This window comes from Aquimarina litoralis (assembly GCF_019295435.1).
Classification (GTDB): Bacteria; Bacteroidota; Bacteroidia; order Flavobacteriales; family Flavobacteriaceae; genus Aquimarina; species Aquimarina litoralis_A.
The window spans coordinates 81,819-101,207 of record NZ_WEKL01000012.1; the positions used below are offsets into that span (position 1 = coordinate 81,819).

Sequence of the window (19,389 nt, forward strand, 5' to 3'; positions counted from 1 at the left end):
AAAAAGCTGTTTTTGAATGTTATAAAAAGGAAAGAGACTAAGGAGTTAAGGAAGGTAGTAATCTCTTTCCTTTGTCATTTTGTTATTGTTTTACAATTTGCTTAGTAATTGTTTCATTTTGACTTCTGACTTTCACAAAGTATATTCCTGATTTCACATCTGAAAAATCTACTTCTATACTATTAGAATCGACATTCTTAGTAACTAAAATTCTTTTTAGTACTTTTCCTGTTACATCAACAATATCTACTTGGTTAGTTTCAAAAGTATTGTTAGTTGTAATTACTAATCTATCCAAAACGGGATTTGGAAAAGCTTTTAGTTGAATACTAGTATCTTCAGGTTTTTTTAGCTGATCTGAGCAATTAGGAGCTGTATTGCTATTACTGAAATAAATGGTATAGGTTTTATTTTTGGCCACTAAAGCAAAGTTCTGACCATCTTGTGTTGCGTAATACGCTCCATCAAGATTTGCAAATCCAGTTCCAGAAAGGGTTATGCTCGGTTGTGCAGCATTAAAATTTTGACTAGTTATATTGTTTTTAAGATCATTCCACCAACTTGGCACTCCATTATTGGTATTCATGGATAACTGCCACAAACCATTATTTTGTAAATCCCAATTGATTGTAAAATTAGTTACATTGCTTAAATCTGGGCCACCAGAACCAAATACATAAATATTACTGTAGGATGCATTTGCAATTGTAGGCAATGAATTGGCTAATGGAGCTCCGAAGGTACAATCTCCTCCGTTACCTGATCCCGTTATTGTAATTGTTAATTGCTCTGTATCTGAAATTCCATCAGCGTTTGTTACCGTTAGTACTGCTATATAGCTTCCTTCTGTTGTATATTCATGGTCTACTATAGCTCCCGAACCGGAAGTACCATCCCCAAAATCCCAATTATATAACAAAGCACTTCCATCTGACGATGCAGAGCTTGATCCATCAAAACTAATTGTAGCTGGTGCTACTCCGGAATTAGTATCTACTGAAATACTAGCCGTTACTGTAGGAACAGTATCATCGTTTACTGTTATTGTTTTGCTTACTGTATCATTCAATGAACCGTCACTTACTGTTAAGCTTACTTGATAACTACCAGGTGCATCAAAAAGATGCGAAATGCTTACTCCTGTTGCCGTAGTTCCATCTCCAAAATTCCAAGAATATGATAAAGCATCTCCATCAGGATCTGAAGATTGAGAAGCATCAAATTGCACCGTTAAAGGAGCATTACCAGAACTAGGATTGTTTGTAAAACTTGCTGATGGAGGTAAATTTCCGGTTCCCCCTACAACGTTAGGTATAAATGGAGCGAAATGCGGTCTAAGCACGTCCATTTTCCATTCATTTACAGTAGTCCAATCATCTTGTAATATTCCGCCAGTATCTCCAGAATTTGGATTCATAGTCCAAAACGTCCATGAATAAATGCTTCCCATAAAATCTACCCATTCTGTAAACCAAGTAAAAGCTACACCTCCAAATGCATCCTGATCTTTAATACCAAACTCCCCAATAAATAGTGGAGATGTTTCCTCTTCATATAGATAATGAAAATTCTCTGTCCATATTGGTGGCATGTTTTGAGGAAAAGAAGCAGCTTCAAACCAATCTTGTGGTGCGACTTCTGGTCCATATTCATGAGCTGAATACATTAATTTTGAAGGATTTGATAATTGAACCGGATATTGTCTAGCTCCCATTAATTGTCCTCCCCACCAATAGGAATTCCCTTCGAATTCTCCCACTCCTTCAACAATAATCAATACATTGGGATTTACTTCTAAAATGGCATTCCCACATCGTTCTGCTGCTTTATTCCAATCGGTAGCTGGATTGCTATTACCCCAAGAAGATCCATGAGGTTCATTATTTAAATCCATACCTACAACAGCTGAATAATTTTTATAACGTTCGGTCATAAATAACCAGTCATTGATCCACCTTTGTTCTGAATATTCATTGGTATACCAAAGATCTTCTGCTAAATATCCATCAGCAGCTCTGGAATGATTGTCTAATACAATTTTGATATCATTATCCTGACACCATTGTACCAAAATATCCATCAGTTCAATAGGTTTTGTAATCTGCGACTCTTCTTCATTCATTGGCGAAATACCAGTGTAGGCATCTGTTCCGTACGAATTAATACTAATGGTTGAGCTTGGGTTTAGCATTTCATTGGACCATGGTACTCTGATGGTATTAAATCCTAAATCTTTGATCTGCTGAAGTACACTTTTCATATCTCGACTCCAAATTCCATGTGGGAAATACGTTTGTGTTTCAAAACCAAACCAGTTTACTCCAGTTAATCTTACTTCCTTTCCTGTAGAATCAAATAACTTGTTCCCGGAAACTGAAAGCCAGTTTTGCTGTTGAGCAAAAGCACTAGATACATTTCCTAAAAGAAATAATAGCACTATTGCAAAGTTTATGAATTGTTTCATTTGTAGTTTTTTAATTGTTTTTGATTTTGGATAAAATTTCATCATCCAATGTTGTTTTCAGAATAATTCAACTCTTTCATCAATCCTCTGCACTTCATATTAAAAGATAAAGCATTGCCCTTATGAATGCACATTATATTCTGAAATATCATATTTATTGGGTATTAGGTAATAGAAGCAGCAATGTGAGCACACCATGTTTATCAATCCTAATTGATTAGATAAACAGATCAATCCACAAATCCACTAGGTTTATTTAACGGGCAAAAAAAGTGGAGAGAGGCAATGCTGCCTCTCTCCTGTATTAATTTACTTCTTGATAATTTTATCTCTAAACTTATCTCCTGTGGTAATGTCATAAATTTCTAAAATGTACATTCCCGTAGGTAACTCATTTACTGAAAGTCTTGTTGATTTTTGTTTATTAACAAGAGATTCAGTTCTTACTACATTTCCAGCAATATCTATTACTCTAATTCTGGTATTTTTCATATCAAAATTTGTAGTAATATTGATATAATCAGAAGCTGGATTTGGAGTAGCTGTTACTTCAAATATTTTATCTGGTGCTTTTGTGCTAGGTTCTTGATCTGAGAAGAAGTATCCAAATTCAGCATTTGCTAAAGCTACTTCTATCTGCGCCCAACTTCTGTGGTAGCGTTGAGTATATTCTGCTCCAGCATTATAAGCTGTTTCCAATCTATCGAACTCAGGATCATTTCTATATCCAGATCTAATATCTAAGAATGTAACTCCAGGCTCAATTGCATCTCCATTTGGCATCGTTCCTGTGAAACCATTTGGAACATATACCTCTTCTTCAAAGATTCTTGAAAAATCTCCTCTGTCTTCTGGAGAAGAAACTCCTTTATCATCTCTATAGGTATTCCACATTCTGTCAAGCACTTCTTTAGCAAGATCTCTTGCATCTGTATCGAAAGTACTATGCTTTTGAGTAGCTGCTGCGTAATAAATTAATGCTTTGGCCATAGAAGCTGCAACTCCTAAATCTTTTCCATAATCTGTAACCGTTACACTTAGATTTGTATTACTACCTGGATTAGTTGGATCCCAAGTATCTGGTTCTCCTGTCCACTCTAATGTTGCAGGAATTTCAAAGTCATCAGTACCAATAAGTTGTACTTCACTTTTTACCCAAGCTACCCATTTATCCATTAAAGCTTTTGCCATTGGGTCGTTAGTAATATAATAATACTCTGCAACTCTTTCCATAGACCAAGCTTGCCATCCAAACCAAGTTCCACTTCCTGGATCGTGATATACTGGATCTTTATCATATGCCATTCCATAGAATGTAGATTTTCCTGCAGGATAAACACTATAATCTCCATTCCAACTATTTGTCGCTCCACCAGCAATTGCTCCTTCTTTAGACTGTAACCAGGTGTAGAATTCCATTTGTCTTTTCAGACTTTCATTCCAATCTCTTTCTCCATTCTGAGATATTGGCTTTAACTCATCTACTTGGGTCAATGCATAGGCTGCCATTGGATTTTGATATCCAAAGTGACAATGACTAGAGCTTATTCTAAATGCCCATTGCGAAGCAGGATCTGCCGAACCACCCCAAGACATGTACCACGACATTAAGTAATGTGCACTGTCATATCCAGATCCCGCTCCACTAGAAGCACTTTGCACTCCTAAGGGCTTAAAATATTTATCAAACATGGCTATTCTCAAATAGTCACCCATTTTAGTTGCCTTGTCTAGGTCAAGATTTCCTAAACTAGCTCCTTGTTCTTTTGCATAAATTTGTGCCCAATACATTGCTTGAACTGCTCTAGCATCAGCATCTGGTGCACTTGTATACCTCCATTGTCTTGCATAGTTTTGATCTTCAACAAATAATGGTAAGAATCCGCTTGATCCTCCCCAATCAAAGCTTTCCCAAGACGGATGAGGTATTGTTTCATAAACTGATTCTTGTTCTCCTCTTTGGAACGTATTGATATAAGATGGTGTACTAACTCCATCACCTCTATTACCATATCCATAGAAATTATCATTATCCAGTAACCAATGCATCTGATATACATCCGGACCATATGTTGCTGTTAAATCTGCAGAAACAGGATCTACTCCTACGGGAGCATTAAACTCTAACGGTGCAGGATAATCACTAGGCAGTGGGAATTCTGCTGCAAAAGCTGCAGGTGAAGAAGGGTTATAAGCTGCATTACTTGGTTGATCTGCTTTTGTAGGGATTATAAATTGCTCTATTTTATCCCAAACGTTACTCAATGGAGCCCAATCTTGGGTAACTCTTCCATTCATTACCTCTAACCATAACCAGTATGAATATAATTCACTTGTAGATTCATGTCCATAATCTGGAGCCTCTACAATTAACGTTTCAATAGAATGATGTGGAGATCCGTCTGCACTAAAATATCCATTAGCAGGGTCATAGAACTCATTTCTCAGCTCTATAAAGCGATTGATATATGCATTATCTGTTGGAGGAGTTATAATAATATCTCCATCTGTCACATTAATTGTAATAACCGCTTGATCAGTTCCTCCATTCCCATCATCAACGGTTAATGTAGTCGAATAAGTTCCTAAAGAAGTAAATGTATTTTCTACAGTAACTCCATTTGCAGTGTTTCCATCTCCAAAATCCCAAGTATACGTTAATGCATCTCCATCAGCATCGGAAGAAGCTGATGCATCAAAATTAACTAATAATGGAGCATCTCCAGAAATAGGAGTTGCAGAAATATCCGCAACTGGATCGGTATTACCTCCAGTATTATCACAATCTGGAGCTATAGCAGAGTTACTAAAATATATAGTAAACCCTCCTGTTTTAGAAACCATTACAAAATCAGTTTCATTTACTGTTACCCAATAATCTCCATCCAAACCAGGAATTCCTGTTCCTGATAGACTAGCTTCAGGGTTTGCTGTGCTAAAATTATATGTAAGATTAGGTCTTAGATCTACGTACCAATTCGGTTGTCCATCATTTGTATTCATTGCAAATACATAGAGCCCTGTATTTTGTAGATCCCAATTAATAGAGAATTCTCTAAAATTACTTAGACTTGGTCCTCCATTTCCTAAGACATGTACTTGAGAGTATCTATTATCTACACTTGGTAGTGCTGTTGAAATTGGTGTTTCGAAAGAACAATCACTTCCATTAGAAGCTGGATTTCTAGTAACAGTAATAGAGTTTGAAAGATCAAAGTCTCCTACTAAATCAGCTGCGTTGTTACCAACAGCTGCTCCTTGTAATCCATCTTCAAAACTCAAATGCCATATCAAGCAAACTCCTGTTCCGGCTCCATCAAAATCAACTCCTTCGACATCTGCTATAGTTGGTGGTAATCCTAAGATATTATTTAGATCATCAGTAATTACCCAAGTACTATTGGTTCCTTCGGCACCGGTTAAACTTATGCCCGAAACATTATCTGCAATACCATCTCCAACGGTAAAGGTAAATGGTCCTCCCGAGATGGTACCTCCATCTACTACTGGAGTAGCAACTGGATTTCTAGTAACAGTTATTGAATTTGAAAGATCAAAATCTCCAACTAAATCTGCCGCGTTATTACCAACAGCTGCTCCTTGCAATCCGTCTTCAAAACTCAAATGCCATATTAAGCAAACTCCTGTTCCAGCTCCATCAAAATCTACTCCTTCAACATCAGCTATCGTTGGTGGTAATCCTAAGATATTGTTTAAATCATCTGTAATTACCCAAGTACTATTCGTTCCTTCGGCTCCTGTTAAGTTTATGCCTGAAACATTATCAGCAATACCATCTCCAACAATAAAGGTAAATGGTCCTCCTGAAATTGTTCCTCCATCCACTACTGGGGTAGCAACTGGATTTCTAGTAACGGTTATTGAATTTGAAAGATCAAAATCTCCAACTAAATCTGCTGCGTTATTACCAACAGCTGCTCCTTGCAATCCGTCTTCAAAACTCAAATGCCATATTAAACAAACTCCTGTTCCAGCTCCATCAAAATCTACTCCTTCAACATCAGCTATAGTCGGTGGTAATCCTAAAATATTATTTTGATCATCAGTGATAACCCAAGTACTATTTGTTCCTTCGGCACCAGACAAACTTATTCCTGATACATTATCCACTATTCCATCTCCAACAGTAAAGGTAAACGGTCCTCCTGAAATTGTTCCACCGTCAACTACAACTGGAGTAATAGTACCACATTGTGGTTCGACATCTGAATTTGAAAAGTAAATTGTATATCCACCGGTCTTAGAAACCATTACAAAATTACCTTCATCAATTGTCACCCAATAAGATCCGTCAAAACCTGGTATTCCGGTTCCAGTAAGAACAGCATCTGGACTAGCAGCGTTAAAGGTTTGTGTAAGATTATCTCTAAGATCTACATACCAATTTGGTTGCCCATCTGTAGTATTCATAGCGAATACATAAAGACCGTTGTTTTGTAAATCCCAATTAATTGAAAACTCTCTAAAATTACTTAAACTTGGACCTCCATCTCCTAATACATAAACATTTGTGTATCTATCATTAATATTTTGTAGAGGAGTAGCGATAGGTGTATCAAAAGTACAGCTTGTACTTCCATCAGTAACATTAATTATTTGGGTAGCAACATCTGTATCACCAGCTACATTTGTAACCGTTAAAGTAACGGTAACCTGTCCTATCTGTGTGTATGTTGCCGCAGTACTTACCGTAGAAGCTGTTTGTCCATTTCCTAAGTCCCAGCTATATGTTAAATTACCACCTGTAGGATCCACCGATCCTGAAGCGTCAAAAGTAACATCTAAAGGAGCTATTCCTGAGTCAGTACTTACTGTAAACGAAGCAATTGGACTACCGTCTGTTACTGTTATTTTTATGGTTTTACTATCTTCTTTACTTCCGTCACTAACCGTCAATTTGGCATCATATTCTCCAATTGCAGTATATTCATGAGTAACCGTAACGCCAGCACCGGATTCTCCATCTCCAAAATCCCATATGTAGGTTAAAGAATCTCCATTTTCATCTGTAGATACTGAGGCATCAAAACTAACAGTCACTGGAGCAACTCCGGATGTTGGTGTAGCACTAAAGTCCGCTACTGGTGCTATGTTTCCATCCAAAACTGTTATAGTTCTTGTAAATTCTGAAGAAGTATTTTGTCCATCACTTACAGTAAGTGTTACCAAGTAAGAACCGATTGCCGTGTAGGTAATTAAAGGATCCACCACTGATGAAGTCTGTCCATTTCCAAAATCCCAATTATATGTCAATGCATCTCCATTAGGGTCTGAGGAAGCTGATGCATCAAATGAAACCTCTAATGGTGCTGTTCCAGATACGGGAGTAGCTGTAAAAGATGCAGTTGGTACTTCTCCTCCATTAGGTTCATTACCTCCTACCAATACTCCATCTGCATAAATTGGTACATTATCTGCAATTTTTAATGTATTATTTAATCCTTGGTAAGAAAAATCATTTGAAGCATCCCAAGCACTTTCTGGAGCACTTGTGGGCAATGAAATTCTTAGCTGTATTTCACTTCTGTATTCTCCTTGACCTCCAGGAAATGGCATTTGATTCTGATCTACTTCAATTTCCGCATAATAAATATTGCTAGAAGCATCCCATTCTTGGAGACCATTAATAGTTGTTCCTCCTGCTCCTCTTGCTGTTAGTTCATAATCGCTAGCACTATACCCTGCTGCAATACCTTCTGAAATATCAACAAAATAGCGAGCTTTTAACGTATTGGGAACTCTAGCTGGCCATCCAGAACGGTTATTAAGCCAAATAGCTACTTCTGTAAATTTCGCTTGATCGTTATTTAGTTTTACTTCATTAGCAAATTCTAATCCAGGAGTCTCTGGTTGTGGAAAATTAGGTAGTGGTGATCCACCAAATTCCATAATCATTCTAGCCAAAACTCCTTGATAACATGCATTGTAATCAGTTGCTACTTCATTTGCTTGAAAATCATCTCTGTCTTCTTCAAAAAAGTCATCTGGTTTAGCCGGACCTCCCATCAATGCTCCATACATAGTATGTCTTGACTCTACTGGGTTAGCACTGCTTCTAGACCAACTAGAATGTTGTCCTCTATGGTGAGGTTTTGTAGGTGGATTAACACCAAATCCGGTTACTAAACTTCTATTGTTTGGGTTATCTCCGAGTGCATAATTCACTTGATTGATAGCGAAGTTTTTATATTGATTACTTTTTGGAGTATTTACATTATCACTATAAATTAAAGCGGTCAGCGATGCATTCATTGCATGACGTAAAGAACCCCACTGTGTTAAATGTGCCTGACCTCCAGGAGAATAGTTCACACCACCATTACCTTCTTGCCACCAATCTAAATGGCGTTCTGCATCAGCTTTATATATGTCTTTTCCAGTAATTATAGATAATAATACCATATTACCATAAGATTTATCTTCCCACACTAGGCTCCATAAAAAATCTGGTTGGGTATATTCTGCCTCCGCTTTATCAAGATATTTCTGATCACCAGTAGCCTTGTATAACCAAAGTGCTCCCCAAGTTAATTCATCTTGAAAATTTCCTGAAGTATACGTTCCTACTGCAGGAATATTTCCTTCAGAAGTATAAAGTCCTCTATACGTATCACCAAAATTATATAATTCAATAGCGTGACTTAATAAAGTTGCACTATAAGCAGGATCACTATCTTTAAATATTATACTCGCTGAAGCTAAGGCAGCCGCAGTCTCACAAGCTACCTCAGTACCGGGATTACTAGTGGTTAATGCATAAGATTTTCGCTGTCCATACATAGGATGCACATCTACCATTTCAGCAGGCATCCAGAAGTTATGATCCTGAGATTTACTATCTGCAACCTGTGCATAAAAAACATTAGGTGATGGGTGACACTTTATAAAGTAATCTGTAACCCATTTAATATTTCGTTTAAAATGTTCTGTCTGATTTGCGGCATCATATCCGTCTTTATACTCTAAGAATCCCCAATTAAGAGCTGTTACGGAAAACGCCATTGGAAAACCAAATTTTACATGGTCTCCCGCATCATTCCATCCACCAGTTAGATCGAGCCCAACATCAGCTCCATCATTAATCCCAGAATCGGACCTCCAACTTATTCTATTCCAATCTGGTAGAATTCCAGATTGCTGTGTTTCATAGAAAAGCAAGGACTTTTGCAATGCTTCTCCGTAATTAAATTGTGCATACGATGTAGCACATAATAAGCACGCTATGAGCATTGTGCTTATTCTAATAAAGTTTCTCATTGTAAGTGTAGTTTTAAGAATTGTGTTTTTAGATTAGGTTTTAAGTTTTTTGGTTAAGTAAATTAAGACGTCGAAATTAACTGTTAAGCCTTTATACCTGTAAGACCAATTACTAAGCGATATGAATTAGAAAGAATTCGTAATATATATTGTATTGTTCGCTATAAATTGGTCAACCAATTTATAATGCAAAAACATTACCTGAACAACATCTGTTCTACAATATTTTAATCAGTCTTTTTGTACTTTGGAAAATCAGCTAAAAAAGTGCCTTATTTCGGAATTCAAAGCTTTCTTTAAATAAAATAGCTTTGGAGATGTCAGTATCTCCTTGTTTGTGAGTTTGCGCATAGTTAGTTTAGTTTTAAGTTCACTGTCATTAAGATCTATCATTCATTAATTAGGGAAAATGTATGATATGTTGTGTGTGTTATTTTAATTCATGCGTTTATCGATATTTTCAATTAATAGATATGGTATTTATTTTTCTACAATTAAAAGTAAGTAACAAATAAACCGATATTCAAAGTTATAACAACTTGGATGTAAAAAAAGACTCATCCATACCTTTACTACCTCTTAACATTTTTATTATCTACACCTATAAATCAAGGCACAACGGTTCCATCGTATAATGTTTTTAAGGGGAAAAATAAATTTGAACTACCAAACTCTTAACCAAGAAAAAAAATGAAAAAAAACCATTTGTTAAGAAGATACTAAGAAAATATGGTAAGAAAAAAAATAAAAAAGTATCAATTTTATATAAAAATATAACTTTCTTAATGGTAAAACCATAAACGAATTTAACAAAAAATCATTTTATAAAGTAATTTCTTATAAAAATTTTCTTAAAAACGTTAAAATTTTAAACAAGAAACAACTTACAGGATTTTTTAATCTTTAAGTAATATATAGACTAAATACTTATCATAAATACAAGTTTTATTAATTAATAGTAACTCATATATACAATTCAGCCTGACTTATTGAGTATATTTTAATACAAAGAGAAAATTATATTAATATTTAAAAACCCTATGTATCATAGGAACATTTTAGTCTAAAATAATAGATCAACTAACAATAGATTATCATAAATCTATGTATTCTGAATATATTGATCATTATATCAGGAAGATAATTTGGTTTTAAAAACTGAAGCTAATTTAAGTTGATGTTTTTACGAAACACTCCTTTGAAAATAGATTTTACTCTTATTTTTTTATTCCATATTTATCAAAAAGATACACTAAACTTGCCATTGTTGCTGCTCCTAGCTCTAATTCCCTTTTATTGATAGCATCGAAAGTATCATTCTTAGCGTGGTGATGATCAAAATATCGTTGAGAATCTGGGCGAAGTCCTGCCAAAACAATTCCATCTTTTTTTAATGGATTAATATCTGCTCCACTTCCTCCTTTGACAAAATAATGAATAAGATAAGGCTCAAAAAGGGGTTTCCAACTTTCAATCTGGGTAAAATTATTGTCATCACAGTCAAAAGAAAATCCTCTTGGTGTAAAAGCTCCTGCATCACTCTCTAAAGCGAAAACATGATTTTCTCCTTTCTTCTTTGCTACTTCTGCATATTTCTTACCTCCACGTAATCCATTTTCTTCATTCATAAACAATACAACTCTTATGGATCTTTTTGGTTTATATCCAGTTTCTTTGAATAACCTCAACACTTCCATAGATTGTACTACTCCGGCTCCATCGTCATGTGAACCATCTCCTAAATCCCAAGAATCCAAATGTCCTCCAACAATTATATACTCATCAGGAAATTCACTTCCTTTAATTTCACCAATTACATTAAAGGATTCCACATCTTTCCAAGTTCTACAGTTCATATTAAGTAAAAACTTGATCTTAGGATTAAGTGCTAACATTGAATGTAATAATTCTGCACCATTTGTACTTATGGCTGCAGCTGGAATTTTTTCTAAATCTGTCAAATTACCATAACTCATTGCTCCAGTATGAGGAAAATCGTCTAACCTCAAATTCATAGAACGTACAATAACTCCAACTGCACCAAACTTAGCTGCTTCAGCTGCTCCAGAATATCTTTGATCTACACAACCAGAATAGGCTTCGAAAGTATTAATTACATCTGCTTGCATAGGTCGATTAAAGAAAACTATCTTCCCTTCTATTTTATCAGTTCCTAATTTACGAAGATCTTCCAACCCCTGTACTTCAATCACTTCCGCCTTTACACCTCCTATAGGTGTTGGTACAGAACCACCAAGAGCACAAACAGGAACATTTGTAGTTTGTCCTGGTTGTGTTTCTATATACGCAAACTCAGTTACTCCTCTTGTCCATTTCGGAACCATGACTGATTGAAGCCATACTTTATCCAATCCTATCTCTTTTAATTCCGTTTCCGTCCATTCTACAGCTTTTTGGGCATTGAGAGAACCCGATAGTCTCGCCCCTATTTGATTAGACAAATGATCTAACCAAGAATAACTCTTCCCTTTTAGTAATGAAGAGCTATAGAAGTTTTTAATCGTAACGGAATCTTCTTTATTGATTTTCTTTTGCCCAAAAGAGGTATAGAAAAAAAACATACAGAAAATAATAAGGACTATCTTTTTCACTTAGGTATTTTTATTTATAATTATTTATCAATCTATTAGAACAATTATTCGTTCTCTAACTGTTCCTTGTATGATGCTAAATTTGATTTTGTTTCTTCATCTAATTCTGGTTCTTTGATATCATCAAACTTTACAAGGGTATCATAAAGAATCTTCGCAACGATATATCTTGCAGTTGGCTTATCATCTGCGGGAATTATATACCAAGGTGCGTGAGGTAATGATGTCTTATTAATTGCATCTTGATAACAATCCTGATATTGATCCCATAGTTTTCGTTCTTTAAGATCTCCAGCAGAAAATTTCCAATTTTTTTCTTTCTTCGCTAATCTACGTAATAATCGATTTTTTTGCTCATCTTTTGATAAATGCAGATAAAACTTATAAATCAATGTTCCATTTTCAGCAATATGTTTTTCAAAATTTCTAATCTGCTCAAAACGTCGTTCCCAAAACTCCTCATTTATATCTTCTACCGAATTGATATTAGGAAGTTTTTCACTCATTATATATTCTGGGTGTACTCTTGTCACCAATACATTCTCGTAATGAGTCCTATTAAAGACGGAAAACTTACCTCTTTGTGGCAATGCTATATAATGTCTCCATAAATAATCATGTCCAAGTTCTAAATCGGTTGGTACTTTAAAGCTATGGACTACAATCCCTCTAGTATTAAAATCTTTAAAAACTTCACGAATCAAACTATCTTTTCCTGCAGTATCCATACCTTGTAAACATATAAGGATAGCATATTTATCGTGCGCATAAATAGTATCTTGAAATTCGCCTAGTTTCTCTCTGACTTTTTCTAGTTCTTTTTCTATCTGTTTTTTATCCTCACCAAGATCATAAGTGGTTGAAACATTTGACAATTCGATTGATTGAGAAACCTTAAAATCTTCGTCATTGATTGTATTCATAGTATAAATTGTATTATTCTTGGTAAGATACTAAAGTTTTAGATTGCTAAAAAAAGAAAAACACGAGTATAATTCGAAGAAAAAGAAAAGATAAATATTATTTTTTATTAATTTTTTCTATTATCCAATTGTCAAATTTCTATGTATTCGTTCTTATCATGTGCAATTTGTAGAGAGTAAGAGTATAAATTATTCTAATTATAAAGCATCAGATTCACCTTGCATCAAAATCATAGCTAAATCCGATAAGAAATGTATCATATCTCCTTCCAAGGCTTTTAATATTAAATTCGGCAAAAATATGTACAGGAATAGAAATTTGATGTAAAGCTCTCAACTTTATCTGCGCTCCATGATTAAAATCTCCGCTTCTAAATGCTATGAGCGCATCATCTTCGATTTCTTCGAAAACACTAGAATCATTCCCTATATATCCAAAACCGGCTGTTATTGTCGTAGGATACCAATTAAATAAGATAAGATTTACCCCAATTGCCAGTTCATTATATCCCTCTACTTCATTACTTGCACCAACAGAAAATAATCGATTATATTCTCCCATATAGGTAGTATAACAATTGGGAGCATATTCTATTCTTGCTCCGAGTCCTACTTCTTCGGCAGATTCAAAACTCTTAATGGCTACAAGTCCATAATTTATAGCACTGGGTTCATATTGAGCATTCGCAACAAAACCAATACTGATTAAAATAATAAAAAAAGCTCTCTTCATTAGGGGCAAATATATTAGAGATAGGTCGAAAGATAAGAATTCTCCTTACTTAGCAGCAAAAAGTTTAACATCTTCCTCACTTACTTCATTTCCTCCTAGTATAATTAAACGCTCTACAACATTACGCAATTCTCTGATGTTACCAGTCCAATCATATTGTTGTAATTGCTTAATTGCTTTTTCAGAAAATGTTTTGGCAGGAGATCCTTGCTCTCCAGCAATTTTCTTTGTAAAATAATCAACTAATAATGGAATATCTTCTCTTCTATCATTTAGGGCAGGTACTTTGATAAGAATTACTGCTAATCGATGGTATAGATCTTCTCTAAATCTGTTTTCGGCGATCTCCTTTTTAAGATCTTTATTCGTAGCTGCTACCACTCTAACATCTACTTTTATATCTTTATCGCTTCCAACTCTTTGAATTTTATTTTCTTGTAACGCTCTTAAAACCTTGGCTTGAGCTGAAAGACTCATATCACCAATTTCATCTAAAAAAATGGTTCCACCATTTGCCGCTTCGAACTTACCGGCTCTATCTTTATTAGCTGATGTAAACGCACCTTTCACATGACCAAACAACTCACTTTCAATTAATTCTCCTGGTATAGCTGCGCAATTTACTTCAATCATCTGACCTTTAGAGCGATCACTTTTTTGATGTATCCAGTGTGCTACTAATTCCTTTCCAGTTCCATTGGGTCCCGTAATCAAAACTCTAGCATCTGTTGCTGCTACTTTTTCTATGATATTTTTAATGTCAGAAATAGCTTCAGATTCTCCGATCATTTCATAATTCTTAGACACTTTCTTTTTAAGCATCTTATTCTCTACTACTAATTCTTTACGATCCAGTGCATTTCGAACAGTATTCAGCAATCTATTAAGATCAGGTGGTTTTGAAATATAATCGAAAGCTCCTAAACGCATTGTATTTACAGCAGTATCTAAATCTCCATGACCTGAGATCATTACCATTGGCACTTCGGGCTTTATTTTTTTTGCTGCTTCTAGCACTTCTACCCCATCCATTTTTGGCATTTTTATATCACAAAGTACTAGGTCATAATCGTCATTTTTGATCATGTCAATACCTACTAATCCATCTTCAGCTTCAAAAACTTCATACTTATCATTTTCTTCAGATAATATTTTAACGAGAACTCTTCTGATTGCAGCTTCGTCTTCAATAACTAATATTTTTGCCATTATAATTTTAATTTAATTCCTCCTCTCATATAGAATGTATTTCTATCATTGAGAATTAAAACATTTTCTTGATTTTTATCTCTTAATCGGATTTCATTACTCAATGTATATCCTCCATAAGCAAATAACAATAAGTGTTCCGTAAAGTAGTATTCATATCCCAAAGCACTATTAATAAGTAACATCGAGGCATTTTCAGCGATTTTGGTATCTCCATTTTCATCTACAAAAGCTCTGTTGTTCTGGATATTACCATAAAAACGATCCAACCCTACAAATGCTTGCAAGGTATTTTTATCATTAAAAAAATATTTTATACTTGTTTTTGGTGTACCCAATGAATATGACCAATTAGGATGAAAACGTTTGGAATAATTGATAATTGGTAAAGGGAAATTAATACTTGCTGGAACGGCATATCTAAGTCCCAAAACCAATCTAGCTGAATTGATGGCCTTTTTATCACCATAACTCTTAACAAAATAAGCAGATACTACATATCTAAAATCATCACTTTCAATTCCAGAAGCTTCTAAATTTGAAGAAAGTCTTGTTCCTAATTTGGCCCCAAACCTCCAATCATTTTTCATTTTAAATGTATATCCTAACTCAAATCCAATGGTATGAAAGTCCTGTAAACCTTCTTTATCCACAACAACCTCATCATTTAGTTGTAGATTGTTTAATCGATATTGAAAAGCCATAACAAGATAGGTTCCTTTCTCATCCATTTTTATAGGGTAGTTTCCTGAAACTCGAAGACTACTATAATTATTATCACTTTTAGATTGCGGAATATATGCATATTCTACCCTTGCCAAATTAGTATCTTGAGATCGCACCATAGAAATGGCGCAACAGATTGTTATAAAAGGCATGAGTAGACGGATATTTTTCATTTTTTTACCTCATAAAATCTTTAGATTATTCTTTATTCGGGTTTAAGATAGTTACTTCTCGTTGAGGGAACGGAATATTTATATTATTTTCTCTAAACAAACGATCAATTTCAAATCTTATTTCACTTTTAGGAATACCAGCTTGAAAACTATCATTCATAGTAAAAACAAGTTTAAAATTCAAAGCGCTATCTCCAAAACTAGTAAATAACACTAATGGTTCCGGATGTTGAAGAATCTTATCATTCTTAGTAGCTATTTTAAGTAGTAATTCTTTTACCAAATTCACATCGCTCCCATAAGCTACACCAATCTCTACTGATTCTCTAGTTATTTTACCATTCTGTGTCCAGTTGTATAAGGTAGAGGTAAGATATTTATGATTTGGAATAATCAATACCTTATTATCAATTGTAACTGCTCTTGTAGTTCTTAATTTGATTTCTTCTACCCTTCCGACCTTACCATCTAATTCTACGATATCACCAACCGAAACAGTCTGATCAATAAGAATAAAAATACCAGAAATCACATCTTGAATTAAGGTTTGTAACGCAAGACCAACTCCTACCAATAATGCAGCCGAAGCAGCAAAAATAGCAGTAATATTAAAACCTATACTATCTAAAGCGATCAGGATAACGATTACGTAAATAAAATATTTGGAGAAAGAAAAAACGGATTCAAATTTTAATTTATCTTCATTTCGCAATTTTCTCGTTACAATTCTTCTAATAAATCTTAATGATAGAGTAGTAACTATAAGAATAAAAACTACAAAAAGTAATAGACCAACAGTAAGTATAATAGAATGATTATCTGGACCAAAATGGAATATTTCATAATCCAAAAATTTCTTGATGTTACCCCAAACATCTTCGTGGATTACTTCCTTAACCTGTTCTGTAATTTTTTCCTGAATCATATTAATACTTCAACCATTTAAATAATTCCTTATAACTGGGTTTTTTACCATACATTAATATACCGATTCTATAAATTTTTCCTGCAAACCATACCATAAATACTATACTTCCAATTAAAAGGGAGATAGAAATAAGAATTTGCCACCATGGAACTCCGAAAGGAATTCGCATTAACATTACGATTGGAGAAGTTAACGGAATCATTGAGAATACCGTTGAAACGGTTCCATGCGGATTTTCAATCACTGCAAAAAAGCCAACATATATACCTAACATTAATGGTAAAATAATAGGCAACATAAATTGTTGAGAATCTGTCTCGCTATCTACTGCCGCTCCTATCGCAGCATAGATAGAGCTATACAAAAAGTATCCTCCAACAAAATAAACAAAAAATGATAACACTAAAGTAAGTAAAGGAAGTTTCAAAATATCCTGAATCAATAACTGAATCTCTTCTGGATTATTCTCTTCTAACGCAACAGAAGGATCGACTCCAACAGGCTGAGCATCAATCCCAAATAAAGATGTTGCAATTATCAATAATACTCCACCTAAAAGTACCCAAACTAAAAATTGTACAATACCTGCAAAAGAAGTTCCCAAAATCTTACCTAACATTAATTGCATAGGTTTAACCGATGAAATAATGATTTCAATTATTCTATTGGTCTTTTCCTCTATTACAGATCGCATTACCATATTACCATATATAATGATAAACATCATTAATAAATACCCTGCCAATCCACCAAAAGCCATTTTTACATAATTCGACATTTTGGAAGTTTTCTCTCCTGAAAAATTCTCTATTTGGATATTTACCTTAGCTTTAGCTTTTTGGATTACCTCTAGATTTAGACCTTCATCCTTATAATTTTGTTCGGTTAATTTATTTGCAATTATTCTCTCAATTCTATTTAAAACGGAAAAATTCGGAGACTCTTCTGCATAAAACTGAATAGATTTTGCCAAATTTTTATTAGTAGATTTCTCTGGAATATATAATAATCCATAGAGTTTTTGAGAAATAACAGAGTCCTTTGCAGTTTCTAAACCTACCTTGCTGTAATTTAAATAAGTGACTTCTTTTGTGTCTTCAAAATCGGATACAAAAAGCTCTGTCTCGTCTACAACAACCACTTTTTTGACTTCATCACTATTTAATGTAGTAAGCCAAGCTATTAGCGCTACCATACCTACAGCAATTAATGGGCTTAAAAACGTCATAATTACGAACGTTCTATTACGAATACGAGATATAAATTCTCTTCTAATGATTAACTGTAAATTACTACTCATTTTCGGTAATGGTTTTAATGAATATTTCGTTTACACTTGGTATCACTTCATTAAATCTAACTACTTGTGCTTTATCTGATAAGAAGCCTAATAGTTCATTAGGTTGCGTTTTGGTATCTAATGAGATTTTAAGTTTTAACTGCTCATCTATAGCCTTAAAATGCGCGGGCTCTATTTGGAATGTATCTCTCAAAACCTTTTCCAATTCCATATTATTATCAGACAATAATCCTACCTCAAACGTATTAGATTTATACTCTTTTTTAATATCTGTTACCTTTCCTTCTAATATTTTATTTGATTTATGAATCAAAGCCATATGATCACATAACTCTTCTACACTTTCCATTCTATGAGTAGAAAAAATAACAGTTGCTCCTTCATCACGTAATTGAAGAATCTCATCTTTAATAACATTTGCATTTATAGGATCAAATCCACTAAAAGGCTCATCAAATATTAATAATTTTGGTCGATGTAATACCGTTACGATAAATTGCACCTTTTGCGCCATTCCTTTAGAAAGTTCTTGTATTTTTTTATTCCACCAATGTGAAATATCAAACTTATCGAACCAGTACTTTAATCTTTCTTTGGCTTCTTTTTTACTTAAACCTTTTAACTGTGCAAGATACAAAGCCTGTTCACCAACTTTCATTGATTTATAAAGACCTCTTTCCTCTGGCAAATAGCCTATATCTTTTATATGATGAGACTGTAAAGGTTCTCCATCTAAAAAAACATTTCCTGTATCTGGTAAAGTAATTTGATTAATAATCCTAATAAGAGTAGTCTTGCCAGCTCCGTTCGGCCCAAGCAAACCAAAAATACTTCCTTTTGGTACTTTGATAGAAACGTTGTTAAGAGCTATAAAATTTCCAAATCGTTTGGATGCTTCTTCTACCTCTAAAAGATTGGACATATAAAAAGTTTGATTTGTTAAAAAATAAAAACTAGTGCTAATTAAATCAAAATATTGATGAAATGAAATAAATCTCCTGCATAAACTGATGGTATATGTTAAGAAATTTATGATCGTGGCA

At 34.2% G+C, this 19,389-nt stretch carries 10 protein-coding genes; all 10 read right to left on the reverse strand.

Annotated elements, in window-relative coordinates; all coding sequences use genetic code 11:
• Window positions 1-82: 82 nt before the first annotated feature.
• The 10 genes from GBO31_RS08815 to GBO31_RS08860 all read right to left on the reverse strand — a co-directional run bounded on the left by GBO31_RS08815 (window position 83) and on the right by GBO31_RS08860 (window position 19,268).
• Entirely contained in the window at window positions 83-2,464 is a 2,382-nt protein-coding gene (locus GBO31_RS08815) for a cellulase family glycosylhydrolase (protein WP_219007964.1), read from the reverse strand.
• A gap of 309 nt (window positions 2,465-2,773) precedes the next feature.
• Window positions 2,774-9,742, reverse strand: coding sequence for a glycoside hydrolase family 48 protein (locus GBO31_RS08820; protein ID WP_219007965.1), 6,969 nt, complete (start codon window positions 9,740-9,742; stop codon window positions 2,774-2,776).
• Window positions 9,743-10,959: 1,217 nt separating this feature from the next.
• Window positions 10,960-12,354 (reverse strand): M20/M25/M40 family metallo-hydrolase, encoded by a 1,395-nt coding sequence (locus tag GBO31_RS08825; RefSeq protein WP_429725724.1) that lies wholly within the window; start codon window positions 12,352-12,354, stop codon window positions 10,960-10,962.
• A 44-nt stretch (window positions 12,355-12,398) separates the two neighbouring features.
• Entirely contained in the window at window positions 12,399-13,277 is an 879-nt protein-coding gene (locus GBO31_RS08830; protein ID WP_219007966.1) for a PPK2 family polyphosphate kinase, read from the reverse strand.
• 214 nt (window positions 13,278-13,491) lie between these two features.
• Window positions 13,492-14,010: a hypothetical protein gene (locus tag GBO31_RS08835; protein WP_219007967.1), complete on the reverse strand. Its 519-nt coding sequence runs from the start codon at window positions 14,008-14,010 to the stop codon at window positions 13,492-13,494.
• 45 nt (window positions 14,011-14,055) lie between these two features.
• Window positions 14,056-15,219 carry a sigma-54-dependent transcriptional regulator gene (locus tag GBO31_RS08840; RefSeq protein WP_219007968.1) on the reverse strand — a complete coding sequence of 388 codons (1,164 nt, stop codon included), beginning with the start codon at window positions 15,217-15,219 and terminating at the stop codon, window positions 14,056-14,058.
• Complete coding sequence (locus tag GBO31_RS08845; RefSeq protein WP_219007969.1) at window positions 15,219-16,118, reverse strand: DUF6268 family outer membrane beta-barrel protein; 900 nt, start codon at window positions 16,116-16,118, stop codon at window positions 15,219-15,221. Before GBO31_RS08845 ends, GBO31_RS08840 begins: the two co-directional genes overlap by 1 nt.
• Window positions 16,119-16,143: 25 nt before the next feature.
• Window positions 16,144-17,043, reverse strand: a complete 900-nt coding sequence (locus GBO31_RS08850; protein WP_219007970.1) for a mechanosensitive ion channel family protein — start codon at window positions 17,041-17,043, stop codon at window positions 16,144-16,146.
• Window position 17,044: 1 nt separating this feature from the next.
• The gene (locus tag GBO31_RS08855; protein WP_219007971.1) at window positions 17,045-18,346 is read right to left on the reverse strand and encodes an ABC transporter permease; all 1,302 of its coding nucleotides are present in this window, start codon (window positions 18,344-18,346) and stop codon (window positions 17,045-17,047) included.
• Window positions 18,339-19,268 (reverse strand): ABC transporter ATP-binding protein, encoded by a 930-nt coding sequence (locus GBO31_RS08860; protein WP_219007972.1) that lies wholly within the window; start codon window positions 19,266-19,268, stop codon window positions 18,339-18,341. The genes GBO31_RS08855 and GBO31_RS08860 overlap by 8 nt, the downstream gene beginning before the upstream one ends.
• Window positions 19,269-19,389: the final 121 nt, after the last annotated feature.